The organism is Pseudomonas tremae (genome assembly GCF_001401155.1).
GTDB classification, from domain to species: Bacteria; Pseudomonadota; Gammaproteobacteria; order Pseudomonadales; family Pseudomonadaceae; genus Aquipseudomonas; species Aquipseudomonas tremae.
Genome location: NZ_LJRO01000079.1, coordinates 157,762 through 184,174, shown reverse-complemented (window position 1 = coordinate 184,174; position 26,413 = coordinate 157,762). Strand labels below are relative to the sequence as shown.

The following is a 26,413-nucleotide window of genomic DNA, read 5'->3' as shown; positions in this document are numbered from 1 at the left end:
TATTATACATGCGAGTCCTGTTATCAAAGGGGCAATTTCCTCAGGTCGATATTTCAATGACAGGCGACATCACCAGCGTTCCGGCGACAACCCCCATTACGACATTACTGCGCGCCGGCGTCTCGCCTGCGCAAGTGCTGACCCTGTTGCATTCTTCGGAAAACCTGATCCCCAAGGGCGAAACTGTCGATGCCGAGGTGTTGACCCTCAAGCAGGTCAACCAGAACTTCCAGCTGCTGCTGCGCCTGGTGCTGGCCAACGGCACCCAGACCAACCTGCCGGTCAGCAGCAGCGTACCGTTCACTCCCGGCAGCATGTTGCAAGTGGCGCAGGCGTCGTCCAACGAATTGACCCTGAGCCTGCAACAGATCAACAACGCGCTGAAAAACTCGATGACCAGTATCGATACTCAGCGATTGCCCGCTGGCACGCTGGTGCAGGGCAAGGTACTGACCAGTCAGGAACTCAGCCAGGCGGTCACTCAGGCCACCATACCCAACCCGGCCACGGCGACGCCCGTTTACCGTTCCATCGTCATGCTGCTCAACACTGCGCTGGCAGGGTCCAGCCTGACCATAGAAAGCCCGCAGCCATTGACGGTCGGCAGTCTGCTCAGCGCTCAGGTGCAAGGCAGCCAGGCGTTGAATTTCGTCGCCCTGCCCAGCCGCTTCGATCAACTGGCGCTGGCTCAGCAACTGACCACTCAACAAAACCGCCAGGGCTCTCTGGAAAACCTGATCAGCACCTTGCAAAACCTGCAGTCAGCCAGCCCGGCCAATGCCGGCGGCACTGGTAACTCGGGAATCAGCGCCCCACTTCAGGCCAGCATCAACCAACTGCTGAACGACCTCCCCGACATCGAGCAGATGAGCACCCCGAAAGGCGTCGCTCAGGCACTCCACGCCAGCGGCGTGTTCATGGAAGCGAAACTGCTGGCCGGACTGAACCCGATGCAAGCCCCGGACATGAAGGCCAATCTGATGCGCCTGATTGGCCAGATCCTGCCGGGTCTGCCGGAAAACCAGTCTTATGGCGCAGCGGCGGCCTCCAATACCCTGGCCCGGGCCATGCCCAATGCGATTCGCTATGCGCTCGGCACCTTGGGGATGGTCGCGGCGCGCACTCAGCCAAGCAGCTTTCCCCTGCCGTCGCGCATTGTCGGTGGCGGCGAGAAGGAAGACGATCTTGAAATACTCCTCAAGCTGGCTGCCGCGGCTGTTTCACGACTGCAAAGCCATCAGTTGGGCGGTCTGGAACAGACTCGCACCAACGCCGATGGCACTCAAGTGACCACCTGGCAGCTGGAAGTGCCGATGCGCAATGCCCATGACATCGTGCCGTTGCAGGTCAAGGTACAGCGTGAAGACAAACCTGACCCGGAAACCGGCGAAGAGCGCGAGGGCATCGAGATCACGGATAGCCGTGAAAAGCTCTGGAAAGTCGACCTGGCTTTCGACCTCGAACCGCTGGGGCCGATGCAGGTAAACGCGCAGTTGCTGCGCGGTACGCTGTCCAGCCAGCTATGGGCCGAGCGCCCGGAGAGCGCAGCCTTGATCGAACACGAATTGGGCCATTTGCGTGAGCGTCTTGTTGCCTGCGGTCTTGCCGTCGGCGAGCTGGCTTGCAGCCATGGCGTTCCGCCACAAGGCCCGCGCACCGCCCTTGAACAACGCTGGATCGACGAGAACGCCTGATGTCCCTACCCGATCATGTCCCGCGCCAGGCTATTGCCCTCACCTATGACGGCCAGCAGGCACCAACCCTAAGCGCCAAGGGCGACGACCAGCTAGCCGAAGCCATCCTGGCAATCGCCCGGGAATACGAAGTGCCGATTTACGAAAACGCCGAGCTGGTCAAACTGCTGGCCCGCATGGAGCTGGGCGACAGCATTCCCGAGCCGCTGTATCGAACAATCGCCGAAATCATTGCCTTCGCCTGGCACCTGAAAGGCAAGTTTCCGGCTGGTCAGGACCCCGACGCACCGCCTGTGGAGCGGGATATTACGGCGCGCTATTGATCAGCAGATCAACTGAGCCGCATCACAATGCGATCGGCTTGCGCCCGGCAAACGAGTGCGCAAGGGTGCCGCCGTCAACCAGATCCAGCTCGCCACCCAGCGGCACGCCATGAGCAATGCGCGAGGCAACCAGGCCCTTGTCATTGAGCAACTGCGCAATGTAATGCGCAGTTGCTTCGCCTTCCACAGTCGGGTTGGTGGCCAGGATCACTTCGGTGAAAGTGCCTTGGCCGGCAATGCGCTCCATCAATTGCGGAATGCCGATGGCCTCGGGGCCAAGACCATCAAGCGGCGACAAATGGCCCTTGAGCACAAAATAGCGACCTCGATACCCCGTCTGCTCCACCGCGTAGACATCGGTCGGCCCTTCGACAACGCACAGCAGCGTATCGTCGCGACGCGGATCGGCGCATTGCGGGCAGAATTCCTCCTCGGTCAAGGTACGGCAAGAGCGACAGTGGCCGACGCCATCCATCGCCTGCCCCAGCGCCAGCGCCAGCCGGGAGCCGCCGCTGCGGTCGCGCTCCAGCAGCTGCAACGCCATGCGTTGCGCGGTTTTCTGACCGACGCCCGGCAGCACGCGGAAGGCATCGATCAACTGGCGAATCAGGGGGCTGAAGCTCATGGAGAAAAATCCGACAAAAACACAAGACGCGGTTTATACCCGCGCGTTGCTGTGAGCGTCAATTGAGGTATTCGATACTGCGACCAACAGCGCATAACCTATGGCGTTGATTGGCCTTTCAAAGCAGTCTCCAGAAACTCCGTCAGAGTCTGCACGCGAGCGCTGCGATGCTTGCGCAACGGCACCAGCAGGTTGATCGGAGCACTGGCCAATTGCCAATCGGCAAGGACACGTATCAGGTCGCCTCTGGCAATCGCATCGCTGACATCCCACTGCGAACGCAGCACGATCCCCTGCCCCTGCTCGGCCCAGCGTCGGGCAACCGAACCATCGTTGCTGAGCAACGCAGGCTGGACGCGCAGGGTCTTTTTCATCTGCCCCTTGCTCAGGTGCCAGAGGGTCACGTCCTCGTCGTTTTCGCGGATGCAGATGCAGCGATGAGCAGACAACTCTTCAGGCGTCGAGGGAGCGCCATGCTGTTCGAGATAAGCAGGGCTGGCGCACAGCCAGCGGTGGTTCTGGGCCAGAGGCCTGGCGATCCACAAGCTGTCATTCAGGTTGCCGATGTGAATGACCGCGTCGCTGTCATGACGATCCGGCCACGGCGTTTCGCGCAGGTCGAGGTGCAGACACAGCTGCGGATGCAGTTTGGCGAAGCGCGACAACAACGGCGCAATGCGTTGCCGACCATAACCGAACGGCGCCGCCAGGCGCAGGGTGCCCACCAGACGATCATCGCGCTGCCTGAAGGACTCGGGCAACGCCTCCAGTTGCTCCAGCAGGTGCGCGCTCTCCCGGGCAAACCGCTCGCCATCGGCCGTCAGGCTCAGCCGTCTGGCGTCGCGATTGGCCAGGGTGATGCCCAATTGCGTCTCCAGTTTGCGCAAGCGCATCGACAGCGCAGGTGGCGATACGTTGAGAACCCGGGCAGCAGCGCTGAGGGATTCACAACGCGACAGAGTCACAGCCAGGCGCAAGTCTTCGATGGCAATCATTCAGTTCAGCTTAAGGATTGATGAAGCCTCATTGAAGCACAGCTTCATTCCCAACACGTAAAGTGCTGCTCGTACCCAGTCACACGAGCCTCGCCCATGTCAGCCTTTCTGTCCTCTGTGTCCTCTCTTGATACGCCGGTTGCGCTGCTTGATGTGCCGCGCATGCAGCGCAATATCCAGCGCATGCAGCAACGCATGAATGAACTGGGCGTGCGTCTGCGCCCCCACGTCAAGACCAGCAAGTCGCTGCCGGTCATTCAGGCGCAGATCGCCGCAGGCGCCAGTGGCGTGACGGTTTCGACGCTGAAGGAAGCGGCGCATTGCTTCGCCGAAGGCATCAATGACGTGTTCTACGCCGTCGCCATCGCGCCCGGCAAGCTGCATCAGGCACTCAAATTGCGAAGCGACGGTTGCCGGCTGAGCATTTTGACCGACAGCGTGGTTGCGGCGCAGGCCATTGTTGCCTTTGGTCAGCAACACGACGAGCGCTTCGAGGTGTGGATCGAAATCGATTGCGACGGTCACCGCTCCGGGCTGGCGGTCGAGGACAGCGCACTGACAGAAGTGGCGAAAACACTGGTCGAAGGCGGCATGCAGCTGCGTGGCGTCATGACCCACGCGGGCTCCAGCTACGACCTCGACGCACCTGAAGCTTTGCAGGCCCTGGCCGAGCAGGAGCGTTTGCTGTGTGTCCGCGCCGCCGAGCGCATTCGCAACGCCGGGCTGCCCTGCCCGGAGGTCAGCATCGGCTCGACACCCACCGCGTTGTCTGCGCAGAGCCTGGAAGGCGTGACCGAGGTGCGTGCCGGTGTGTATGTATTCTTTGATCTGGTGATGCACAACATCGGCATATGCCGGGCGGACGAACTGGCCCTGAGCGTGCTGACTACGGTCATCGGCCATCAGCAGGAAAAAGGCTGGATCATCGTCGATGCAGGCTGGATGGCCATGAGCCGGGATCGCGGTACTCAGCGCCAGCGTCAGGATTTCGGTTACGGTCAGGTCTGCACCGATACCGGCGAATGGATCGATGGCGCGCGGGTGACCGGGGCCAATCAGGAACACGGCATCATCACTCTGGCGGCAGGCGAAATTGCCGACATCAGCGAACGTTTCCCCATCGGCAGCCGGCTGCGCATTCTGCCCAACCATGCGTGTGCAACTGGCGCGCAATTTCCGGACTACCACGCTTGTGACGCCGATGGCGCCATTCACACCTGGAGTCGCCTGCATGGCTGGTGATATCGAGCTGATCGGCACAACTTCGGCCGCAGCACCCGGCGGCCACTATGCTCAGGCGGTGCTGCATGAGGGCATCCTGCATGTCTCCGGGCAACTGCCGGTGCGCGCCGACGGCAGCCACAGCGTTGACGAACCGTTTGAAATTCAGGCCGCCCTCGCGCTGGACAATCTGATTGCCATTCTACGCGCGGCAGGCTGCGGCCCGGATGACCTGCTCAAGGTAACGGTTTATGTCGCAGGCATCCGGCACTGGCCTGCATTCGATCGTATCTACGCGGGTTATCTGGGCGAACACCGTCCGGCACGCGCCGTGGTGCCGGTCCCGGAGCTGCATCATGGCTACCTGATCGAGATCGAAGCCGTGGCGCGGGCCGCACGATGAAGAGTCTCGGGAACACGGGCGTTCGGTGACCCTGCTGGAACGTGACTATATCGGTCAGTCCACTTCGGCAACGTGCGCCGCCAATGAGCGCAGGCAAGCTGATTTGAGCCAGACCGACCCCCCAACCTGTTTTCAAGGAGACGCCCATGCCCGCCAAGTCAGAATCCCCTTATCAGTACCGTCCGGTGACTGCCGCAGACATTCCGGCTGCGCACGCCCTGTCGGTTCATCTCAAATGGCCGCATCGCGAAGAAGACTGGGCGATGGTCCAACGCACTTCGCAAGGCTTTGTCGCCGTGTGTGAGGGGCAGTTGGTCGGCGTAGCCTTCACCTGTCATCAGGGCGACTGGTCTTCGATTGGCTTGGTGATTGTCAGCGACGAGCATCAGGGCAAAGGCATTGGTCGCCGCCTGATGAACCTGTGCCTGGAAGCGACAGCGCCGCGTACGCCGATCCTCAATGCCACAGAGCTGGGTGCGCCGCTTTATCAAAGCCTTGGCTTTGTCGACTTTGCGCGGATTCAGCAGCATCAGGGCATCCCCGACCTATCCCGACAGCACACCCTTGGCGATGGTGGCCAGCTTCGTAAACTTGGTTCCGCCGACCATCCCGAGCTGATTCGCCTGGCCAACGCAGGCAGCGGACTGGACCGTACTGTTGTGCTAACCGACCTGTTGCGTGACGCCGAGCAGGCAGTCGGCATCGAGCATTACGGACAGTTGCAGGGCATCGCCCTGCTGCGACGCTTTGGACGCGGGCATATCATCGGCCCGGTGGTCGCCCAGACTGTCGAACAGGCTCAGCAGTTGATCAGTCACCTGCTGCGGCAGATCCCCGACCTTTTTGTGCGCTTCGACATTCTTGCCGACTGCGGACTGGCGCCGTGGCTGGAAAGCCTGGGCCTGCCCTGTGTCGACCGGGCGCCGCGCATGGTGCTGGGCACGCCTCCGCTGATCAGCCCGGAGGTGCAGCAGTTTGCGCTGGTGACCCAGGCCATTGGCTGATATCACAGCGAATTACGAGCCGAAACAGGTCCGCAAGGTCAGCGGGCTGCATACAGCAGATTATTCTTTGCAGCCCTCAAGTTCGGCGTTTTTTATCCACACTGCTTTGTTAGCTTATTGATATCAAATCACTATTGCTCCAGGGAGCCCGCTGGATGACCACTCAGCCCTTGAACAGCCACTGCGTCGATCCGAACACCTCGCAGAAGTTTTATATCGACGGTCACTGGTGCGCCCCGCTCACCCCGGCCAGCATTCCTGTGGTCAACCCGGCAACCGAGAAAGTCGTTGCGCATGTCGCCAGTGGCACTGCCGCCGATGTAGATCGTGCAGTGGCAGCAGCGCGTGCGGCTTTCGCGAGCTGGTCCGGCACCTCAGCGCAAGTCCGTGCGCAGTTCATCGACCGCATCCATAAGCTGATCATCGAACGCAAGGAAGAACTGGCACAGGCGATATCGCTGGAAATGGGCGCATCAATCAGCTCTGCACGCGCCATGCAGGTGCCGCTTGCTGCCGAGCATGTGCGGGTCGCGCGTGACCTGCTGGCGACTTACCGCTTCCAGACCGTCGAAGGCAGCACAGCCATCAACCGCGAAGCGATCGGCGTGTGTGGGCTGATCACGCCGTGGAACTGGCCGCTTTATCAAATCACCGCCAAAGTCGCGCCGGCCATCGCGGCGGGTTGCACTGTGGTGCTCAAACCCAGCGAACTGTCGCCGCTGAGCGCGCTGCTGTTCGCGCAACTGGTGCATGACGCCGGCTTGCCACCGGGAGTATTCAATCTGGTCAACGGCAGTGGAGCGGAAGTCGGTGGTGCTCTGGCGGCCCACCCTGACATCGACATGATTTCGATCACCGGTTCGAACCGCGCAGGCGCACTGGTAGCGCAAGCCGCTGCACCGACCGTCAAGCGAGTCACTCAGGAACTGGGCGGCAAGTCCCCAAACATTCTGCTTCCTGATGCCGACTTCGCCAAAGCCGTGCCGCCTGGCGTGATGGCGGCCTTTCGTAATGTCGGCCAGTCATGCAGCGCACCGACGCGGATGATCGTGCCACGGGAGCGTCTGGCAGAGGTAGAAGCGCTGGCCGCCGCGACGGCAGCGTCCATCATCGTCGGTGATCCGCAAGCAGAGCGCACGGTGCTGGGGCCTATCGCCAATGAGGCACAGTTTCATCGTGTGCAGGCAATGATTGATGCAGGAATCAGCGAGGGAGCGAAGCTGGTGTGCGGCGGGCCGGGTCGTGTGCCGGGTCACGAGCAGGGCTTTTTCACGCAACCGACGGTGTTCTCTGAGGTGGACTCATCGATGCGTATCGCCCAGGAAGAGATCTTCGGTCCGGTGCTGTGCCTGATTGCCTACGACACGATCGATGAAGCGGTCGCCATTGCCAATGACACGGTTTACGGATTGGGTGCACATGTTCAGGGCCAGGACCTTGAACAGGCCCGTTCGGTCGCTTCGCGCATTCGCGCCGGCCAGGTCCACCTGAACTACCCCAACTGGAACCCGATGGCGCCGTTCGGCGGTTACAAACGCTCGGGCAATGGCCGCGAATATGGTGTGCATGGGTTCGAGGAGTATCTGGAGATCAAAGCAATTGTGGGGTTTGGCACGGTTGGTTGATGCATTTATTGCTGCCATGTAGCGTTCAGCGTCTTGCACAAGCCCGCTCTTGATTCTGGCCGTAGGCCGTGGGAGTGAACTTGTTCACGAAAGGGCCAGTATCATCACCAAAAACGCGGCGTCTGAAACACCGGCTTCGCGAGCAAGCTCGCTCCCACGCCCTTCGGGCAGAAGCCTGAACGCCCCATTTTCCGGGCATTCCAATACGATGATCGGTCCGCGTGATAATGCACTCCGTGACGCTCCGCGTCACACCAGGGCTCTGCGACGTCAGTGCCATCGTTATGAGAAAGCGCTTTTCCTTTGTGTGCAGTGCCTGCAAGGCAACGCAGGACGTGGCAAAACCCCGCGTATTGACGCGAGAATCAGTTCGGCTCATGCACAAGAAACCCGGACAGAAAAATGCCAGGCTCCAGGCCTGGCATTGATCCTCGCGCAAACAACCTTCAGAACGGCAGCTTCATGCCCGGTGGCAGCTGCATGCCGGCGGTCATGGAAGCGGTCTTGTCCTGGCTGGCCTGTTCGATCTTGCGCACCGCATCGTTAACGGCAGCGGCGATCAGGTCTTCCAGCACTTCCTTGTCTTCCTGCATCAGGCTGTCATCCAGATTGATGCGCTTGACGTCATGACGACCGGTCATCACCACACTCACCAAGCCTGCGCCCGATTGACCGGTAACTTCTGCGTTGGCCAGTTCTTCCTGCATCTTGGCCATTTTTTCCTGCATTTGCTGCGCCTGCTTCATCAGGCCAGCCATGCCACCTTTCATCATGGGATATCTCCTCGAAAATGGATGGTTCGTTTGCACGGCGCCAATCGCGCCAAATCTCGGTTATTGGGCCTGCACTGCAGGCGGATCAACAGGCTTGATCGTATCTTCCCGGATCACGGCACCAAACTGTTGCAGCATCTGCTGGATGTACGGGTCGGCCTGGATCGAGGCTTCAGCCTGTCGCTGACGCTCGGCACGCAAGCGTGAAGCTGCCTGAGCAGGGGTTTCTTGCTCGGGCTTGATCAGCTCGATACTCAGATTGATCGTGCGACCATGGTACTGGTTCAACGCATCGTTCAGACGGCGCTGCTGCGTCGAGTTGAACAGCGCGCTGTGCGCCGGATCCAGGTGCAACAGCCAGTCATCGCCCTCGACCGATATCAGGGTGCAGTTGGCAGCGATGCTGCCGGTCATGCCGGAAACAGGCAGTTTCGGAAACACTTCCAGCCATTCGGCGGCAAGACCGGTGGCGGGCATGGCCGCAGGGGCCGGCTCTGGCTCGACAGCTTCAAGCTCGACGACGCTTTCATGCGCCAGCTCATCAAGATAACTGTAGGACGCCGGGTCGATATCGATGTCCGGTTCGACGTAATCGTCGTCTGCCGGCGGCTCATCTTCGCGGTCCATCGGCGCAGCATTCACGGATGCAGACAGGTAGGCCGAATCCGGGATGGCTTCGTGCATCGCTGAGGCAGCATGCTCTTCGACCGCCGACTGCGAGGCCTCGGCCTCAGGCGCGTCCGGTACCGGGCTGGCAGGCGCGGGGCTGGGCATCGGCGTAAGGTCTGGCTGCGCAGAGAGCGTTTCCAGAACAGGCTCGACCACAGGGTCCGCTTCTGCAGCGGGCTCGGCTTCGGCAGCCGGCGCCTTGGGTTCATTCCACGGCAGATCGACTTCTTCGACCGGCTCGGCTTTCTGTTCGGGATCGGCTTTCGGCACTGGCTGCGCCGCTGGCGTAGCGTCGGCCTTCACCGGAGCGGCGGGCGGCACGGCCTCGAAAGCGGGGTCTGGAGCGGCCATGACTGGCGCTACCGGAGCCGCCGATGCAACAGGTGTCGCATCCGCCACTGCTTTGCGGGAATCAACCGTGGCCTGGCTGATCCCCACTGGCTTTAGCGGTTGTCTGGGCGCGTCCTCGCTGTCAGCTGGGCGGAATGCCAGCATGCGCAACAGCACCATCTCGAAACCGCCACGCGGATCAGGGGCCAGCGGCAGGTCGCGACGGCCGATCAGGCCCATCTGGTAATAAAACTGCACGTCTTCGGCCGGCAGCGCCTGGGCCAGCGCCAGCACGCGATCACGGTCGCCATGGCCGTTATCGACGCCTTCGGGCAGCGCCTGGGCGATCGCCACGCGGTGCAGCACGTTGAGTATTTCCGAAAGCACCCCGCTCCAGTCAGGCCCCTGCTCGGCCAGATGACGCACAGCCTCCAGCACACCTCGGGCATCGCCTTCGAGCAGCGCCGTCAGTACATCAAACACCTGGCCGTGGTCCAGCGTACCGAGCATGGCACGCACATCGGCAGCCATGACCTTGCCTTCACCGAAGGCAATCGCCTGGTCGGTGAGGCTCATGGCATCGCGCATCGAGCCATCTGCGGCGCGCCCAAGCAGCCACAGGGCGTCGTCTTCGAACGGCACATTCTCGACACCCAGCACATGGGTCAGGTGTTCGACCACACGCTCGGGCGTCATGTTTTTCAGAGAAAACTGCAGGCAACGCGACAGAATGGTCGCCGGCAACTTTTGCGGATCGGTGGTCGCGAGGATGAACTTGACGTACGGCGGCGGCTCTTCAAGCGTCTTGAGCAAGGCGTTGAACGAGTGACTCGACAGCATGTGAACTTCGTCGATCAGGTAGACCTTGAAACGCCCGCGACTTGGCGCGTACTGCACGTTATCGAGCAGCTCGCGAGTGTCTTCGACCTTGGTACGGCTGGCGGCGTCGATCTCGATCAGGTCGACAAAGCGGCCTTCGTCGATCTCCTTGCACACCGAGCAGGTGCCGCAAGGCGTCGAGGTAATACCGGTTTCACAGTTCAGGCACTTGGCGATGATACGCGCAATAGTGGTCTTGCCGACGCCCCGTGTGCCGGTGAACAGATAGGCATGGTGCAGGCGCTGACTGTCCAGCGCGTTGATCAGGGCCTTCAACACATGAGCCTGGCCGACCATTTCGCGGAACGAGCGCGGACGCCATTTACGTGCTAGAACCTGATAACTCATTGAAAACCGTCGCGACTGGTAAGCGGAAGACCGCCAATGCTAGCCGAGCAGGGGCAAAATTGCATCCGGTGTCCGTCTCTATTGTGGCTAAGCTGGCTAAATGAATGAATTGAAGCGCTATATCCTGGCCCTTGCCTTGACTGTGCCTTTGCGAGCGATCGTGACGGGGCTGCTCTTCTCATCCGCGCAAACCAGCCATGCAGGGCAGCCGCCCTTGCGCTTTGCGATCAATGAAGGCTGGAGCATGCCGATGATCCACATCACCGACTACCAGCCAGAAGCCGGCATTCTGTTCGATATCACCCGAAGCCTGGTCCAGCATGTGGGCAGGGAGGCCGAATACCACGTAATGCCGCGCCTGCGCATTCAGGCTGCGCTTGAGAATAACGAGGTAGACATCTATTGCTACGGCTCACAGGCGTGGTACCCGGACCTCTCAGGAGATTATCTCTGGAGCCTGCCGATCCTTTATCAGCGCGACTGGCTGGTTGCCTCCGCAGAAACCGCTGCGGGCCCTTATCCCGAGCAGTTCGACAATGAAACCGTTGGCACCGTATTGGGCTACAACTACCCCGCCCTGCAGCACCTGTTTGACAGTCACCGCCTGAATCGCGAAGACGCACGCACTCAGAAGCAGGCGCTGGGCAAACTGATTGCCGGACGTTACAACTACGCGGTCACCAATGAATTGATCCTCGAGTGGACCAATCGCAGCCTGCCTGTCGGCAAGAAGCTCAAGCCTGTTGCGATGATCGCCGAGCAACCGGCAGCCTGCCTGATCCGCGACAACCCGGACCTGCCAGTGAGCAGGATTCTGCGTACGCTGTTGCAAATGCGCATGTCGGGAGAGATCGAGCAAATTATCGACCACTACACCTCACAACTCGCTCATCAATAAGCCACACTGCCTTGTAGCAATCCCGTCACATTTCCTCGCTACCCTCGCCTGAAATCTTTGGTAACAAACTAACCAGCGCGAGTATTGGGCGATGAGCGATAGACCGGACGACGAAGACACCAACGAAAACCCCAGCCGCCGTCGTTTCCTCGGCGGGATGGCAGCCTTGGGCGCAGGTGTCACGCTCAGCGGTTACGTATCAGCCCATGAGAAACCGCCGCTGGCTGCGGACAACGAACGGCATCATCTGGCCGGCCCGGCACTGGACCGTGCGCTGCGTGAAAACGTCAAGACCGTGGTAGTGATCTACGCCGAGAATCGCAGTTTCAATAACCTGTTCGGGGATTTTCCGGGGGTTCAAAAGCCTCTTTCCTCGGTCAGACCTGCCGATTACCAGCAGCGCGACCGTGATGGCAAGCTGCTGGACAAACTGCCTCCCGCTTGGGGCGGCGTTCTGCAGGTAGGGCCGCAGACCGTCGACGGCGTGACGTACCCGGTTGGCGTGCAGTTTCAGGAAAACCTGCCCAACGCGCCCTTCCCGCTCAAAGGCCCGAACGCTGAAGACCTGCCATTGAGCCTGGTGACGCGCGATCTTTGGCACGTCTTCTACCAGAACCAGATGCAGATCAACGACGGCAGGAATGATCGTTTCGTCGCCTGGGCGGATGCCGGCGGCCTGACCATGGGCAACTACGCGCAGACTCAATACTCCCTGCGCCTGTGGGACGTCGCCAAGGAGTTTGTGCTGTGCGACAACTTCTTCCAGGGCGCATTCGGCGGCTCGTTTCTCAACCATCAATACCTGATTTCCGCCACGGCACCGATTTACCCGAATGCCGCAGAGTCTCCAGCCAAGACGCAGATCGCCACCCTGCAAAGCTTCAATCCCCATGACACACGCCTGAAACCGCTGGACAATTCACCGGCCAGCGCAATGGAGGGGCCACCGCAGTTCGGCCCCAGCGCAATCACGCCAGATAACTATGCGGTCAACACAATGGCGCCGCCTTACTGGCCGACCTGGCTGCGCGATCCGCAGAACCCCGATTACTCCAAGCCGGACCTGCCCAATGTGCTGGTCCCGCAAAGCCACGAGCACATCGGTGACAAGCTGTCGAAAAGGAATGTGGACTGGGCCTGGTACGCCGGCGCCTGGCAAGTGACGCTCGATGAGTTCAAGGACTCCACCGGTATCCCGAAAATCCCCAACTTTCAGTACCATCACCAGCCGTTCAACTACTTCAAGCAGCAAGGGCCACAGAACCCGACAGAGCGTAAGAAGCGCTTGCGTGACGGCGGCTTGGGTGACGAATCGAGCACCAACCGCTTCCTCGCCGATGCTGAAGCCGGCAAGTTGCCTGCCGTGACCTTCTACAAGCCACAGGGCAACCTGAACATGCACGCCGGTTATGCAGACGTAGCCTCGGGCGATCGGCACATCGACCGGGTGATCAAGGTGCTGCGCGAAAGCCCGCAGTGGGACAACATGGTGATTGTCGTGACGGTCGACGAGAACGGCGGCTGGTGGGACCACGTAGCGCCACCGAAAGGCGATCGCTTCGGCCCCGGCACACGTGTTCCGGCACTGGTCATTTCACCCTTCGCGCGCAAAGGCAAGGTGGATCACACGGTTTATGACACCGCCTCCATCCTGCGTCTGATTACCCGCATCCACGGCCTGGAAAAGCTCGACGGCCTGAAACGCCGCGATGAAGCGATGGTTGCACGCGGCCAGACGCCCATGGGCGATCTGACCAACGCACTGCACTTCCCTGCCTGACACTGCCTCACGCGTTCGCGTCGGCAGCCTCCAGCGCAGTCGGTCGCGCGCTCTTCACAGGTGGCAAGGACGCCACGTACACCGTGCGGGACGGGAACGCGAAGCGCACATCCAGCTCGGCAAAGGCTTCCATGATGTCGAGATTGATCGCCTGCTGCACATCCATGTAGACGTTGTAACTGGGGTCGAGGACGATAAAAACGGTCTCGAACTCCAGTGATGTTTCGCCAAAGCCACGGAAATGCGAACGATCAAAGCGCGCCAGCTTCTGCGCATTGATGATCGCCTCGACCTTCTTCGGCACTTCGCGGATCTGGTCGACAGAGCAGTCATATGTCAGCCTGAACTCGAAGACAATGCGCCGCTCCTGCAAGCGTTTGTAGTTCTGAATGGTGTTGCTGATCATGTCCGCGTTGGCCATCACGATCTGCTCGCCGCCCAGACTGCGAATGCGCGTGGTCTTCAGCCCGATATGCTCTACCGTACCCGCCAGTTCTCCCACGACGATGAAGTCGCCGATCTCGAACGGCTTGTCCACCGCGATGGACAACGACGCAAACACATCGCCCAGAATGTTCTGTACCGCCAGCGCTACTGCGATGCCGCCAACCCCTAGGCTGGCCACGAACGCCGTGATATTGACCCCGACGTTGGACAGCATGGCCATGACCACCGTGGCCCACAGCAACACTTTCGCCCCCCACAGACTCAAGGTCGCCAAAGCACTGCCCTGAAACGTCCCGTTTGTGTTGTGGCGGACGAAATAGCGCTGCAGCGCCAGCGCAATCGCCCTATTGGCCCACAGCCCGACCTGCAAGGCCGCGACCACGAACCACAGGCTGCTGACCCGCCCTAGCCAGCGCTCGGGCAGATCAAGCATGCCTACCCCGATCAGAATCGACGCCAGCAACAACAAGGTATTACTGGTGCCCGACAATACCTGGATGACGATGTAGCGCATATGCGTGCTGGGCGCCGCGGGTTGCGAGCGCATCTTTCTCAGCACAAAACCAATGACACCCCGGACCAGCACGAAGCTGACAGTCGAGGCAATAACTGCCAGCACCCAGTTGGCGAGCGAAATGCCCAGAAATTGCGAGTCTGTGAAAAATCTGATGATGTCCTGTTCCATCCGGCCCCCGGCTCCAATGCTGCGAGACGCCTGACCGAAAGCCCGTGACACCCGCAGCGACCTGAATTGCCCCTTGCCGTAAAACGGTTTCAAGCGACGCGTAGGAGGTTAGGTTACGCAGGGTGTCGAGGGTTCAGCCGGATTCTGATCACATCACGAGGGGAATGAACCGAGGTGTTGCCATTGCCCCGCCAAAACAGTGCAGCCACCCGGCAACTTGCCAACTCATGCACTGCTTGCGTGCTTACTCACGCCGGATGGGTAGACAGTACCTTCTGACCAACGCACTACGGTGCTTATACAAGTACTGTTGCCCACCAACTAACCAGATAAATAACAAAGTCTGAACACTCATAAAAGTCATTGCACAGCTTGTTTTCAGTGAAATAATGCGTCGCTTTATTAAACACAGAATGGATTCGATCATGCTGTCCGTGTCGTCGGCGCTTTCCAGCTTTTTACATACTCGCCATATCGCCAACGCCACCTTTCATTTCAGTGAAATACCTTCTGCCGAACTACTTGATTCGATTGTCCGCTGGTTCGATCAGCCCAAAAGCAAATCTCGCAAGCGCATAAGCGGCCAGTTGCTGGCTGGCAGCACACGACTGTTCGCCAAATCCCAGTTGCTCGACAGCCTGAAATCGCGCTGGCGTGTCACGCTCGGGCGCCAGACAGCGGGCGGCCGCTACGACTGGGCCGTAGAAGAGTTGTACAACATGCTGGCAGCCAGCGAGCGCGGCATTCCCTCTCACTCGATAGTCGGTTTTGGCTATATTCGGCGCGGCGTGGGCCTGGTGCAGGAAACACTTCTACTGACCGAACTGCTGGACGACTACACCGACGGACAGGCTTGGCTGGAGTGCAACCCGACGCGAGCACACTGGTTTGTGCAACAGGCACTTGAACTGTTACGCAAGAGCAATGCAAAGAGCATCTATCACATGGGCGTTTCGGCATTTAACATCACGCTTAACGAAAAGGCTGTCGAGCCGATGAATCTGATCGACATGGAAAACTGCTTTGTCGAGCCACTCGTTATCCCACCGAAACCCTCGCCTTTCAGATAGGGTTTCTGTATCGCCGTAACCTGTATAAGTTCATCACCGAAGCCGAGTACGACACATTGGTTTATTGCGCCCTTGCTAGGAAAACTCTGGATGTGAGCCGCTTCAACGCGTTCTATACACCGTGCAAACGATGAAAACATCGTGCGCAAGGAGCGCCGCCGTATTTTTCCAGAAGGCAAACTTCATCTGAACTAATAGGCATGGACAGGCAGACGTTACAGTAGCTCGCTTGGCGGGCTTGCGAGAGTCGCCGCGCAGAACTTTTCCGCTGATGCGCGAAAGCTTCACCGGAATTCGGTGCGGAAAGGTTGGGCAAAAAAAGTTTTTGAGCAAGAAGAGTTTTTGCGAGCAGACCTTTTCGGGAAAAGGATCTGTAGACAGGTGGTGCCCCCACCAGCCACACCCCGGCACACAATGTTCCCGCTGTGGCTGCTTCCTTCCGGATCTGACCAGGTTCACGGGTAATCGTTGCGGGGGGACCGATGGGGTCACCATAACGACACTCACCAGTTGGCGAGCCGCGCCATTGTACCGGTCTGGCGCGAGTTTACAACCGTTGCCTCCGATAAAAATTTCGATAGGGCTCAAGCACTTGTGTGCAGGGGGCCGGAGCCGGAATTCACCTTCGCGGAAGGCGCAGCAAATCCTCGAAACACCCCGCGCTGATCATGTACCCTGCCCGCCTCAACAATAATCAGCCAGCAGGTTGCTCATGCAGACTCGATTGGTCGGCTACGAAGATCTCAACCCAACCCAATGCCAACAGCTGGAGCAGCTTGAGGTCACGCAGGAGCAGATACAGTTCTCCGGCGACATCTACACCGCGCTCAATACCCTTTTGGTCAACCCCAACTCGAACGTTCGTGGCTTTGTGCTTCTGGCGGACGAGCAGCCGGTGGGCTTTTTTCTACTCAAGCGTGGCGACTGCCTTCCGGATTGGGCTCAGCAAGAGCTGACTGCGACCCTGCACGCGTTGCAGATCGACCGCCGTGAACAGGGCAAAGGTTTGGGCAAGCTGTGCCTGCAGGCACTGCCTGCGGCGCTGGCCCTGAAATGGCCGGACATCACTCAACTGATGCTCTCGGTGGACGCAGACAATGGCGCCGCCATCGGGCTGTATACGGGCCAGGGCTGGGTGGATACCGGTGAGGCGTATCGTGGCCGGATCGGTTTTGAGCGCAGGCTGACGCTGAAGCTCTGAGAGACTGCCTGAACAAGCGCCCGACACCGGCTGTGTCGGGCGCTGCAGCTCTTATTGGGCCAGCAGAACCTCGTCGGCCTTGCCGCCTGCATCCTGAATCACCAGATGAATGAAGTGCAGCTTGGCGATGACTGCTGGCGGCAGCACAAATGGATAGAAATCCGGCTGGCCCATGCTGCGTGACAGCTCGTTGAGCATGCTCGCCAGCTCGATCCAGGCATTGACGAACGACAGGAACGCCGGCCCACCCGGATGCTGTGGGTCGTAAAGGACATCCAGCGGGAACGGCTGGTAATCGAGTTCCATCTCGCGAGCGCTCATGCCGAAACCCAGCGCGGTGTCGACCGCATCCATCATGTGCAGATAGTGAGCCCAGGTTTCGGCCCAGTCTTCCCAAGGATGCATCGTGGCGTAAGCACTGACGAAGCTTTCCTGCCAGTTATCGGGGGCGCCATTCTTGTAGTGGTGATCCAGCGCATCGGCATAGCTGGCGCGCTCGTCGCCGAAAAGGTTGCGGTAGCCGTCCTGCCAGCGGGTGTCGGCAATCAATCGGTCCCAATAGTAGTGGCCGACTTCATGGCGGAAGTGGCCAAGCAACGTGCGATAGGGTTCGTGCATCTGCACACGCATTGCTTCGCGGTGGGCATCGTCGGCTTCTTCGATGTTCAGGGTGATCAAGCCATTGGCGTGGCCAGTCGTCGGCAGCTTGCCTTCCAGATCCACACCGACAAAATCGAAAGCCAGGCCGGCTTCTTCGTCGATGCTCTTGGGGATGACTTGCAGCCCCAGAGAAATCAGTTGCGCGACCAGACGGCGCTTGGCGGTCTCGACCTTGCGCCAGCGCTCGCCGTTTTCAGCGATGGATTGGTCGGGGATCGTGCGATTGAGGCTGCAAGCGACACAAAACTCGCCAGCATTGTGCTCCGGGAACAGCCAGTTACAGGCTGCGGCCGTGTCGAGGTTGGCGCAACGTCGGTACAGGCCGACACCGGGCTCGTCACTCAGGCGCCAGACAGTGGGCGCTGGCCCTGCTTCAAGCGTCGCGACGCGGCCCTGCTCAGGCAGATAACCCAGCGCCGCCGAACACGCCAGGCATTGGGAATTGGGGAAAAACACCGACTGGCCGCACGTGCATTGCCAGACCTTGCTGTTACGTTTGGATTCGCCGATAAATGGGGCGGTAATGCGTGAACTGAGTTGTTCGAAAAAGCGATACATGGCGATCTCCCGTTGATCTTGCATGGACTAGATCATGCTGACGCTTCAGGGGTTCAAAAATATTATCGAACGGCATGGATGATAGGGTTGAAGGCGTGTTCATGGGCCATGAACGGTGCGCATCAAGCATGTGACGCAGAGCGTCACGAACGGCATTCCCACGCTGGAGCACAGGAACGATAAAGCGCGCGCCTGAACACTTGCCGCGCCCACACACAGCTGCAGGCATGCCGCTCCGGAGGCTCTGCGTCTGCTCTAGACGCGCGGCATGACTGCGATGTCAGTCAACCGCCACGCCCAGTTCGGTCAGGCGCTTGAGCAGTGCGTCTTCGTCCAGCACGGTCAGGCCCAGTTCGTTGGCTTTGGTCAGTTTCGAACCAGCGCCGGGGCCCGCGACCACGGTGTGGGTCTTCGCCGATACCGAGCCGGACACCTTGGCACCCAGGCTTTCGAGTTTTTCCTTGGCGACGTCGCGACTCATGCGCTCCAGGGAGCCGGTCAGCACCCAGGTCTGGCCGGCCAACGGTAAGCCCTCGACGGTTTTCTTCTCGCTGCGCCAGTGCATGCCAAAGTCCTTGAGCTGGGCTTCGATGGCGCGGGCGCGCTCGGCGTTTGCGCTGTCATCAAAGAAGTCGCGGACCGACTTGGCCTGCTTCTCGGGCAGCGCCTGACGCATATCCAGCCAGTCGGCGCCGATGATTGCTTCCAGCGTGCCAAACTTCTCGGCCAGCTTGAGCGCAGCGCCCGGCCCTACCGATGGAATGTGCAGCTTGTCTATCAGCCCTTCCAGAGTAGTGCTGGCCGCAAATTCGGCCCCCAGCTCACCCTGATCCTGAAGCTGCAGGCCGCATTCGCCCAACAGTGCATCAATTACGTTGCGATTGTGCTCGTCCTCGAAAAAGCTGTGAATCTCGTAAGCGACCTCCAGGCCGACATCCGGCAGGTAGGTCAGAACTTCCGGCAGCGCCTGTTTGACACGATCCAGCGACGCCAGCGAACGCGCCAACACCTTGGCCGTCTCTTCGCCTACATCCGGGATGCCCAAGGCATAGATGAAGCGTGCAAGGGTCGGCTGCCTGCTGTCGGCGATTGCCTTGAGGAGCTTGTTGCTGGAGATTTCGGCAAAACCTTCAAGATCGATAATCTGTTCGTATTTAAGCTTGTACAGATCGGCAGGCGAACCAATGAGTTTTTCATCGACCAGTTGCTCGATGGTCTTGTCGCCCAGACCCTCGATATCCATGGCACGCCGCGACACGTAATGAATGATTGCCTGTTTGAGTTGCGCGCCACAGGCCAGACGACCAACACAGCGATATACCGCCCCTTCAGAGACGGTTTCCTTGCCCTTGCTGCGCTTGATCAACTGCGTGCGCTCGACATGCGAGCCACACACAGGGCAGGTCTGCGGCACCTCGACCGGTCTAGCGGTGTCTGGACGACGCTCGGCAACCACCTGCACCACTTGCGGGATGACGTCACCGGCTCGGCGAATGATCACGGTATCGCCAATCATCAAACCCAGCCGCGCCACCTCGTCCATGTTGTGCAGCGTTGCGTTGGCGACCATGACCCCGGCAACCTTGACCGGCTTGAGACGTGCAACGGGCGTGACAGCACCGGTGCGCCCCACCTGAAACTCGACGTCCAGCAGTTCGGTCAGCTCTTCCATGGCCGGGAATTTGTGGGCAATGGCCCAACGTGGCTCACGAGCCCGAAAACCCAGTTCGCGCTGCGCAGCCAGGTTATTGACCTTGAACACCACGCCATCGATCTCGTAGCTCAGCGTCAGACGTCGCTCGCCGATGTCGCGGTAATAGGCCAGGCATTCCTCGACGCCATCCGCCAGTTTCAACTCGCGGCTGACCGGCATGCCCCACTTCTTCAGCGCATTCAATACGCCGATATGGGTGTCGGCGATTTCCGCCGAGGTCTGGCCCAGGCCATAGCAGCAGAATTCCAGCGGACGATTGGCGGTGATCTTCGAGTCGAGCTGACGGAGGCTGCCGGCAGCGGCATTGCGCGGGTTGGCGAAAGTCTTGCCACCCATTTCCAGCTGGCTGGCATTGAGCCGCTCGAAACCGGCCTTGGACATGAACACTTCACCGCGCACTTCCAGTACATCCGGCCAGCCCTTGCCTTGCAGCTTGAGCGGAATATTGCGCACCGTGCGCACATTGACGCTGATGTCTTCGCCCGTCGTGCCATCGCCACGCGTTGCACCGCGCACCAGCGCTCCGTCGCGGTACAGCAGGCTGACTGCCAGGCCGTCGAGCTTGGGTTCGCAGCTGTACTGCACCTTGCCGCCTTCGCCAAACAGATCACCGGCAGGCAAATCCAGGCCCTCGGTCACTCGGCGGTCGAACTCACGCAGGTCGTTTTCTTCAAACGCGTTGCCCAGGCTGAGCATGGGCATTTCGTGACGTACCTGGGTAAAAGCCGACAAGGCTGCGCTGCCAACCCGCTGAGTGGGCGAGTCCGGCGTGACCAGATGCGGGTTTTCGGCCTCGAGGGCCTTGAGTTCATGAAACAGGCGGTCGTATTCGACATTCGGGATGCTGGGTTCGTCCAGCACGTGATAGCGATAGTTATGCTGATCCAGCTCTGCACGCAGTTCGAGGATTCGGGTTTCGACGGCCTTCATACGGGTGTTCTCTCAAAAAGCAAAAAAGCAGCCGAGGCTGCTCATCCGTTGGTTCTGTTCTGTTCCAGTCCGGCCCCCGCAAGGCGCGCCGGGGCGCTCCTGACAAGGGGCTGGTGCATTGACGCTTAACCGCGACGCTGGGTCAGCGCACGGCGCTCGAATTCAACGATACGCTGGCGGTAATGCTCTATGGTCTGCGCGGTCATCACACTGCGCTGGTCGTCTTTAAGTTCGCCGTCAAGCTCGTGAGCCAGTTTGCGAGCAGCAGCCACCATGACATCAAACGCCTGCTTTGGATGACGTGGCCCAGGCAGACCCAGGAAGAAGCTCACTGCACGGGTGCTGAAATGGTCGATATCGTCCAGATCGAATACGCCTGGCTTGACAGCATTGGCCATCGAGAACAGCACTTCGCCGTTGCCGGCCATGCTCTCGTGGCGATGGAAAATGTCCATCTCGCCGAACCGCAGACCGCTTTCAAGGATGTTCTGCAGCAACGCCGGGCCTTTGAAACCGCCTTCGCTGCGGGAGATAACGCTGATGACCAGTACTTCTTCGACCGGTGGCAGGTCCTTGTCTTCGGTGATGCGCTGGGCGGGCTTGTCGTCCGGGAAGTCGTCGTCGCGCGCTGTAAACAGGCTCGGGCCGTCGATGTCCAGGTTCAGGTCGCCCTGCTGAGGCTCATCCTTGCGCTTTTTCTCGTTGCTACGTTTTTCGCCGCGCTTGTTGTCACGCGGACTCGCGCTCATCGACGGCAGGTCATGCTCATCGAGCTGCGGTTCTTTGTGGGTGTCCAGCACACGAGGCGGCCCCAACACTTCTGCAGACGCGGGCTCTTCTTCATCCGGAAGGTTGGAGAAGCTTCGGTCCAGCCTGAATTTCAGTTTGCCTTTGCCGCCGCGCATACGGCGCCAGCCATCAAAAAGAATACCGGCAATGACTATTATGCCGATGACGATCAGCCACTCGCGCAGACCGATTTCCATGTAATCCAGTGCCTCTAATGAAGAAATCTGAAAATAAGGGCCTAAACCCCTTTAATACGTGGTGCCAAGTCCATGTTCTGACTGGCATTTTGCCCACGCTGAAATAAAAAAGTGGTCACTAAACTAGCACGACCAAAGGTAACTTTACACCGTCCGTTACGTCTCTTTACTGCACAAAGTGCCATCTAGCGCACAACCGCTGCATTTTCTTGCCTTTTCACACCCGTTTAGCCGATCGAGCAAGCGTTGCTCAGGCATCCACCAGTGCCATCGCTTCTTCCACATCAACGGCCACAAGCCGCGAACAACCGGGCTCATGCATCGTCACCCCCATCAGTTGATCGGCCATTTCCATGGCGATCTTGTTGTGGGTGATGTAGATGAACTGCACCGTTTGTGACATTTCTTTCACCAACCGCGCATAGCGGCCGACGTTGGCATCATCCAGCGGAGCATCAACCTCGTCCAGCATGCAGAACGGCGCGGGGTTGAGCTTGAAAATGGCAAAAACCAGCGCCAGTGCAGTCAAGGCTTTCTCCCCACCCGACAGCAGATGAATGGTGCTGTTCTTCTTGCCGGGTGGGCGCGCCATGATTGTCACCCCTGTATCGAGTAAATCTTCGCCCGTCAGTTCCAAATAAGCCGAGCCTCCACCGAAAACTTTCGGGAAAAGTGCCTGAATTCCGCTATTTATCTGATCGAAGGTATCCTTGAAGCGATTGCGGGTTTCCTTGTCGATCTTGCGAATGACGTTTTCCAGCGTGTCGAGCGCCTCCACCAGATCGGCATCCTGTGCATCCAGGTAGCGTTTGCGCTCGGATTGCTGTTGATATTCGTCGATGGCCGCGAGGTTGATCGCGCCCAGCCTCTGAATACGTCCAGCGATGCTTTCCAGTTGCTGCTCGGCGGCCTGTTCGCTGGCCTCCGGGGTCAGCGTGGCAAGCACACCGTGCAAATCGTAGCCGTCTTCATGCAACTGGTCCTGCAACGCAGTGCGGCGCACGGTCAGTGACTGCCACTCCAACCGCTGCTGCTCAAGCTGGCCGCGCAGCAACTGTGACTGCTGCTCAGCCTGGGTACGGCGCTTCTCTGCTTCGCGCAATTCACGGTCGGCGTCTTCCAGAGCGTTCTTGGCGATGCGCATTTCGTCATCGACCACCATGCGTCGCTCCAGCAACTCTTCGAGTTTGAGGCGCAGCTCTTCGAGCGGTGCCTCACCCTCCTCCAGGTTCAGGCTCAGTTGCTCGCGTTTTTCCGTCAGCCTCTCGGACTGCATGCGCAAGCGCTCCAGCGCCTGACGCGTCGAATCATATTGCGCCTTGATCGAACCCAGACGCACTGCCAGTTGGTGGCTGTGATCCTTATGTTGCCGCGCGTCCTGACGTATGCGGTCCAGACGCTCACGCAGTGAGTCGCGCTGAGCCTGGAGCACTTCGCGCTGCTCGGTGTCCTGTGCCATGGCGTCCAGCGCGTCCTGCAATTGCAGGCGCGACTCGCCAAGCTGCTCATGCTCCAGCGTGCGCTGCCCGGCAAGTTCGGCCAGCTCTTCGTCCAGACGCGTGCGACGCAGCGTCAACTGCTCGACTTTTACCCTGGCCGCAGAAAGTTGCGCCTTGAGTTCGCTCTGTTGACGGGTTTCGTCCTGCAGACGGCGGCGCAGTTGCTCACGTGCTTCTTCCTGTTGCGACTGCTGTTCGCGCAGGCTCAGCAACTGCTCCTCCAGCGTTGCAAGCGTCGCTTCGCGCTCGTCACGCTCCAGCCCAAGCTGCTGCAGTTCCTGACCTCGCGCCAGCACGCCGCTCTGCGCTTCGCTGGCACGCCGCACCCGCAAAAAATGCCGCCCGACCCAGTAACCGTCGCGACTGATGAGGCTTTGTCCGGCGCTCAACTGCGGCCGACGGGACAGCGCCTCGTCCAGATCTTCGACCGGGATAACCTGCCCCAGCCAAGCCGACAGATCGACCGTGCTTTCGACTTTTTCGAGCAAACTGCCCGGCACACGCACGGTGTCGGCACTGGCACTCAGCAAGCGCAAATCACCTTGTTCGAAGCCTGCAAGGTCGAGCCCGGCAAAGTCATCGACCAGCACTGCCTGCAAATCGGCGCCCAGTACAGTCTCTACGGCCAACTCCCAGCCAGCCTCGACGCTCAGGCCCTCGGCCAGTCGCGGACGTTCGGCCAGCTGTTGATCACGCAGCCACTGCGCGGTGCCGGTGTCGGGATCAAGTGCTGCCTGCTGCAAGGCCTCCAGCGAAGCCAGTCGGCCGTTCAGCCGCTGCAACTCACCCTGCGCCTGCTGCTGCGCCTGGCTGGCGTGCTGCAAGGCCTCGCGCAGTTGCTCCAGACGCTCGACAGCCTGCTCTTCGCCCATGTGCAGCTCTTCGAGGGTCAGGTCACGGGTGGCGAGGTCTTCGCTCAATTGAAGAATGGCCGCGTCTTCAGGGTCAGCGGCGAGCAACTGGCGCTCCTCGGACAGACGTCGCTGACGCTCCGCCAGTCGCTCGATGCTCTGTTCCAGTTGCTGAATACGCGATTGCTGAACCTGCGCCTGGCGCTGCGGCTCGGCGGACTGCTGGTTGAAGACGTCCCATTGCTCTTGCCAGTTTTGCATGGCGGCTTCGGCATCTTCCAGCGCGATGGCTGACTCCTCGGCGGCGGCGCTGGTCATTTCCTGCTCGGGCTCGAGCATTTCCAGCTCTTCGCCAAGGGTGGCGAGCAACGTTGTGTCGTGCCCCAGATGGGATTCGGTTTCCTGCCGGGCACGCTCAGCCTCGCGCAGGTCGTCCTGCAACTGTCGCAGCCGCTGTTGGCCGTGCTGAATGCTCTGCTCGACGCGGGCGATATCACCACCGACCGAATAGAAGCGCCCCTGCACCAGATTAAAGCGTTCGGACAGGTCATGGTGCCCGTCGCGCAGCCTCTCGATGCTCGCATCAGCGCTGCGCTGATCAGCCACCAAGGCTTCGAAACCGACTTCCTGATTGCCGATTACTGCCTCGCGCTGGCCGACCTGCTCGTTCAATGCCTGCCAGCGAAGCGCCGAGAGCTGCGCTTTCAACTGCCGCTCTTCGGCCTTGTATTCCTGATATTTCTCGGCGGCTTGCGCTTGCCGGTGCAGACGCTCCAGCTGGCGCTCCAGCTCTTCGCGAAGGTCAGTCAGACGCGCAAGGTTCTCGTGCGTACGACGAATGCGGTTTTCGGTTTCCCGACGCCGTTCCTTGTACTTGGAGATCCCGGCAGCTTCTTCAATGAAATTGCGCAGGTCTTCGGGCTTGGCTTCGATCAGCTTGGAGATCATGCCCTGCTCGATGATCGAGTAGCTGCGCGGCCCGAGGCCCGTGCCAAGGAAGATATCGGTAATGTCACGACGACGGCATTTGGTGCCGTTGAGGTAATAGCTGTTCTGGCTGTCGCGCGTCACTTTGCGGCGGATCGAAATTTCCGCGTAGGCGGCGTACTCGCCCACCAGTGTGCCGTCCGAGTTGTCGAAAACCAGTTCGATGCTCGCCTGGCTGACCGGCTTGCGGCTGGTGGATCCGTTGAAGATGACATCGGTCATCGACTCGCCGCGCAGGTTCTTGGCCGAGCTTTCGCCCATAACCCAGCGCACGGCGTCAATAATGTTCGATTTGCCGCAACCATTGGGGCCGACAACAGCCGCCATGTTGCTGGGGAAGTTCACCGTGGTGGGGTCGACGAAAGACTTGAACCCCGCCAGCTTGATGCACTTCAGGCGCATGGCGTCAGTCCGCCGCCAAGGCAGACAGCACGAGCTGACAACTGCGCTGGCAATAGTTGGTCAGCACCACGCGAATTTTCGCTTTGTCACGCGCGATCACGGCAGCAAACAATTCATCGAACAGCGCCAGATAATCGCTCATCTCGGCCTTGCGCTGCTCAAGAGCCAGAAAATAGCTGCGGCTCATGGAGGGCTGCAGGTTCTCGACGGTTTCCTGAAGATAGGGGTTGTTGGCAAACAGATAGGCTGCGCGCATCACATTAAAGCTCTCTTCGACGAACGTCTTGGCGTCCTGCTGCTCGAAACTGGCGCGCAGACGCTGCTGTATCTGCATGAACGGGAGCAGATCATCATCGGCCTGCCAATGCTCGACTACCGAATTGGCCAGCAAAATGTACAGTTCGCTCATCAGGTTGCACAGGCTGGTGACATTGTGCGCATTGAGCACCGTGACCTGAGCACCACGGCGCGGCAGGATCACCACCAGATGGCGGCGCTCCAGAATCAATAATGCCTCGCGCACGGAGCCACGACTGACGTTCAACGCCTGCGTGACTTTCTGCTCCTGAATTCGCTCTCCAGGCTTGAGCTCACCGCGAATGATCCGCTCGGCAAGATGATGAGCAATTTGCTCAGCGAGGCTGTCCGGTGCCTTGAACGTCATGACTATCCTTCAAAAAAACCAGTTCTGCATGCAAGCGGCGAAGTGTATCTCACCCTGCGTGGATGGCGCAGGGCCATAGCTGCAAAAACTGGCACGAATTAAGCAAAAACCTTGCACATTCCTTCTATTAACAACCAGTCGCTGAAAACTCATGATCAATGAGTCGACGAAAACTCTGACTTCCTGACTTCG

20 protein-coding genes and 1 other RNA gene are annotated in these 26,413 nt (G+C 59.8%); 10 read left to right on the top strand and 11 right to left on the bottom strand.

What is annotated here, in order from left to right:
* Positions 1–56 precede the first annotated feature (56 nt).
* Entirely contained in the window at positions 57–1,694 is a 1,638-nt protein-coding gene (gene fliK / locus ALO43_RS06345) for a flagellar hook-length control protein FliK (protein ID WP_054997259.1), read from the top strand.
* A complete protein-coding gene (locus tag ALO43_RS06340; protein ID WP_053479636.1) occupies positions 1,694–2,017 on the top strand; it encodes an EscU/YscU/HrcU family type III secretion system export apparatus switch protein in 324 nt (107 codons plus the stop codon). The genes fliK and ALO43_RS06340 overlap by 1 nt, the downstream gene beginning before the upstream one ends.
* Before the next feature lie 22 nt (positions 2,018–2,039).
* Here the strand turns inward: ALO43_RS06340 and recR are convergent, their stop codons facing one another.
* Both recR and ALO43_RS06330 read right to left on the bottom strand, forming a co-directional pair.
* Entirely contained in the window at positions 2,040–2,642 is a 603-nt protein-coding gene (recR, locus tag ALO43_RS06335) for a recombination mediator RecR (protein ID WP_005890295.1), read from the bottom strand.
* 98 nt (positions 2,643–2,740) lie between these two features.
* Positions 2,741–3,637: a LysR family transcriptional regulator gene (locus ALO43_RS06330; protein ID WP_054997258.1), complete on the bottom strand. Its 897-nt coding sequence runs from the start codon at positions 3,635–3,637 to the stop codon at positions 2,741–2,743.
* Between the two features lie 96 nt (positions 3,638–3,733).
* Here ALO43_RS06330 and ALO43_RS06325 point away from each other — a divergent pair, with 96 nt between their 5' ends.
* From ALO43_RS06325 to ALO43_RS06310, 4 genes are all read left to right on the top strand, one after another.
* On the top strand, positions 3,734–4,879 hold the full coding sequence (locus ALO43_RS06325; RefSeq protein ID WP_053479634.1) for a DSD1 family PLP-dependent enzyme: 1,146 nt from the start codon (positions 3,734–3,736) through the stop codon (positions 4,877–4,879).
* A complete protein-coding gene (locus ALO43_RS06320; RefSeq protein ID WP_005890289.1) occupies positions 4,869–5,261 on the top strand; it encodes a RidA family protein in 393 nt (130 codons plus the stop codon). The genes ALO43_RS06325 and ALO43_RS06320 overlap by 11 nt, the downstream gene beginning before the upstream one ends.
* Before the next feature lie 146 nt (positions 5,262–5,407).
* The gene (locus tag ALO43_RS06315; RefSeq protein WP_054997257.1) at positions 5,408–6,265 is read left to right on the top strand and encodes a GNAT family N-acetyltransferase; all 858 of its coding nucleotides are present in this window, start codon (positions 5,408–5,410) and stop codon (positions 6,263–6,265) included.
* 155 nt (positions 6,266–6,420) lie between these two features.
* The gene (locus ALO43_RS06310) at positions 6,421–7,890 is read left to right on the top strand and encodes an aldehyde dehydrogenase family protein (RefSeq protein WP_053932466.1); all 1,470 of its coding nucleotides are present in this window, start codon (positions 6,421–6,423) and stop codon (positions 7,888–7,890) included.
* Between the two features lie 446 nt (positions 7,891–8,336).
* Here ALO43_RS06310 and ALO43_RS06305 read toward each other — a convergent pair whose 3' ends face one another.
* Together ALO43_RS06305 and dnaX are read right to left on the bottom strand one after the other, a co-directional pair.
* Positions 8,337–8,663 (bottom strand): YbaB/EbfC family nucleoid-associated protein, encoded by a 327-nt coding sequence (locus tag ALO43_RS06305; protein ID WP_002552818.1) that lies wholly within the window; start codon positions 8,661–8,663, stop codon positions 8,337–8,339.
* Positions 8,664–8,723: 60 nt separating this feature from the next.
* Complete coding sequence (gene dnaX / locus ALO43_RS06300) at positions 8,724–10,889, bottom strand: DNA polymerase III subunit gamma/tau (protein WP_054997256.1); 2,166 nt, start codon at positions 10,887–10,889, stop codon at positions 8,724–8,726.
* 100 nt (positions 10,890–10,989) lie between these two features.
* Between dnaX and ALO43_RS06295 the strand changes: the two genes are divergently transcribed.
* On the top strand, positions 10,990–11,787 hold the full coding sequence (locus tag ALO43_RS06295) for a substrate-binding periplasmic protein (protein WP_053479632.1): 798 nt from the start codon (positions 10,990–10,992) through the stop codon (positions 11,785–11,787).
* Positions 11,788–11,878: 91 nt separating this feature from the next.
* On the top strand, positions 11,879–13,567 hold the full coding sequence (gene acpA, locus ALO43_RS06290; RefSeq protein ID WP_054997255.1) for an acid phosphatase: 1,689 nt from the start codon (positions 11,879–11,881) through the stop codon (positions 13,565–13,567).
* A 7-nt stretch (positions 13,568–13,574) separates the two neighbouring features.
* Here acpA and ALO43_RS06285 read toward each other — a convergent pair whose 3' ends face one another.
* Positions 13,575–14,699: a mechanosensitive ion channel family protein gene (locus ALO43_RS06285; protein WP_024671110.1), complete on the bottom strand. Its 1,125-nt coding sequence runs from the start codon at positions 14,697–14,699 to the stop codon at positions 13,575–13,577.
* 425 nt (positions 14,700–15,124) lie between these two features.
* Between ALO43_RS06285 and ALO43_RS06280 the strand changes: the two genes are divergently transcribed.
* Positions 15,125–15,769, top strand: a complete 645-nt coding sequence (locus tag ALO43_RS06280) for a lipopolysaccharide kinase InaA family protein (RefSeq protein ID WP_053479631.1) — start codon at positions 15,125–15,127, stop codon at positions 15,767–15,769.
* 388 nt (positions 15,770–16,157) lie between these two features.
* Here ALO43_RS06280 and ffs read toward each other — a convergent pair.
* Positions 16,158–16,254, bottom strand: an RNA gene (ffs, locus tag ALO43_RS28380) — signal recognition particle sRNA small type.
* Positions 16,255–16,481: 227 nt separating this feature from the next.
* Here ffs and ALO43_RS06275 point away from each other — a divergent pair.
* Positions 16,482–16,970 carry a GNAT family N-acetyltransferase gene (locus ALO43_RS06275; RefSeq protein ID WP_024671111.1) on the top strand — a complete coding sequence of 163 codons (489 nt, stop codon included), beginning with the start codon at positions 16,482–16,484 and terminating at the stop codon, positions 16,968–16,970.
* Between the two features lie 51 nt (positions 16,971–17,021).
* Here ALO43_RS06275 and ALO43_RS06270 read toward each other — a convergent pair whose 3' ends face one another.
* The 5 genes from ALO43_RS06270 to ALO43_RS06250 form a co-directional block, all read right to left on the bottom strand.
* Positions 17,022–18,188, bottom strand: a complete 1,167-nt coding sequence (locus ALO43_RS06270; protein ID WP_024689612.1) for a zinc-binding metallopeptidase family protein — start codon at positions 18,186–18,188, stop codon at positions 17,022–17,024.
* 280 nt (positions 18,189–18,468) lie between these two features.
* A complete protein-coding gene (gene ligA, locus ALO43_RS06265; RefSeq protein WP_054997254.1) occupies positions 18,469–20,832 on the bottom strand; it encodes an NAD-dependent DNA ligase LigA in 2,364 nt (787 codons plus the stop codon).
* Between the two features lie 125 nt (positions 20,833–20,957).
* Positions 20,958–21,818: a cell division protein ZipA gene (gene zipA, locus ALO43_RS06260; protein ID WP_005890270.1), complete on the bottom strand. Its 861-nt coding sequence runs from the start codon at positions 21,816–21,818 to the stop codon at positions 20,958–20,960.
* A 250-nt stretch (positions 21,819–22,068) separates the two neighbouring features.
* Positions 22,069–25,557: a chromosome segregation protein SMC gene (gene smc / locus ALO43_RS06255; RefSeq protein ID WP_054997253.1), complete on the bottom strand. Its 3,489-nt coding sequence runs from the start codon at positions 25,555–25,557 to the stop codon at positions 22,069–22,071.
* 4 nt (positions 25,558–25,561) lie between these two features.
* The gene (locus tag ALO43_RS06250; protein WP_005890739.1) at positions 25,562–26,221 is read right to left on the bottom strand and encodes a GntR family transcriptional regulator; all 660 of its coding nucleotides are present in this window, start codon (positions 26,219–26,221) and stop codon (positions 25,562–25,564) included.
* Positions 26,222–26,413: the final 192 nt, after the last annotated feature.

What these genes read in the sequence shown, in the direction of transcription:
- ligA (WP_054997254.1), bottom strand. Translation starts at nt 20,832, where the DNA reads ATGAAGGCCGTCGAAACCCGAATCCTCGAACTGCGTGCAGAGCTGGAT.
- ALO43_RS06250 (WP_005890739.1), bottom strand. Translation starts at nt 26,221, where the DNA reads ATGACGTTCAAGGCACCGGACAGCCTCGCTGAGCAAATTGCTCATCAT.
- ALO43_RS06305 (WP_002552818.1), bottom strand. Translation starts at nt 8,663, where the DNA reads ATGATGAAAGGTGGCATGGCTGGCCTGATGAAGCAGGCGCAGCAAATG.
- ALO43_RS06285 (WP_024671110.1), bottom strand. Translation starts at nt 14,699, where the DNA reads ATGGAACAGGACATCATCAGATTTTTCACAGACTCGCAATTTCTGGGC.
- smc (WP_054997253.1), bottom strand. Translation starts at nt 25,557, where the DNA reads ATGCGCCTGAAGTGCATCAAGCTGGCGGGGTTCAAGTCTTTCGTCGAC.
- ALO43_RS06340 (WP_053479636.1), top strand. Translation starts at nt 1,694, where the DNA reads ATGTCCCTACCCGATCATGTCCCGCGCCAGGCTATTGCCCTCACCTAT.
- ALO43_RS06275 (WP_024671111.1), top strand. Translation starts at nt 16,482, where the DNA reads ATGCAGACTCGATTGGTCGGCTACGAAGATCTCAACCCAACCCAATGC.
- fliK (WP_054997259.1), top strand. Translation starts at nt 57, where the DNA reads ATGACAGGCGACATCACCAGCGTTCCGGCGACAACCCCCATTACGACA.
- acpA (WP_054997255.1), top strand. Translation starts at nt 11,879, where the DNA reads ATGAGCGATAGACCGGACGACGAAGACACCAACGAAAACCCCAGCCGC.
- ALO43_RS06295 (WP_053479632.1), top strand. Translation starts at nt 10,990, where the DNA reads ATGAATGAATTGAAGCGCTATATCCTGGCCCTTGCCTTGACTGTGCCT.
- ALO43_RS06280 (WP_053479631.1), top strand. Translation starts at nt 15,125, where the DNA reads ATGCTGTCCGTGTCGTCGGCGCTTTCCAGCTTTTTACATACTCGCCAT.
- ALO43_RS06330 (WP_054997258.1), bottom strand. Translation starts at nt 3,637, where the DNA reads ATGATTGCCATCGAAGACTTGCGCCTGGCTGTGACTCTGTCGCGTTGT.
- ALO43_RS06310 (WP_053932466.1), top strand. Translation starts at nt 6,421, where the DNA reads ATGACCACTCAGCCCTTGAACAGCCACTGCGTCGATCCGAACACCTCG.
- ALO43_RS06270 (WP_024689612.1), bottom strand. Translation starts at nt 18,188, where the DNA reads ATGTATCGCTTTTTCGAACAACTCAGTTCACGCATTACCGCCCCATTT.
- recR (WP_005890295.1), bottom strand. Translation starts at nt 2,642, where the DNA reads ATGAGCTTCAGCCCCCTGATTCGCCAGTTGATCGATGCCTTCCGCGTG.
- zipA (WP_005890270.1), bottom strand. Translation starts at nt 21,818, where the DNA reads ATGGAAATCGGTCTGCGCGAGTGGCTGATCGTCATCGGCATAATAGTC.
- dnaX (WP_054997256.1), bottom strand. Translation starts at nt 10,889, where the DNA reads ATGAGTTATCAGGTTCTAGCACGTAAATGGCGTCCGCGCTCGTTCCGC.
- ALO43_RS06325 (WP_053479634.1), top strand. Translation starts at nt 3,734, where the DNA reads ATGTCAGCCTTTCTGTCCTCTGTGTCCTCTCTTGATACGCCGGTTGCG.
- ALO43_RS06320 (WP_005890289.1), top strand. Translation starts at nt 4,869, where the DNA reads ATGGCTGGTGATATCGAGCTGATCGGCACAACTTCGGCCGCAGCACCC.
- ALO43_RS06315 (WP_054997257.1), top strand. Translation starts at nt 5,408, where the DNA reads ATGCCCGCCAAGTCAGAATCCCCTTATCAGTACCGTCCGGTGACTGCC.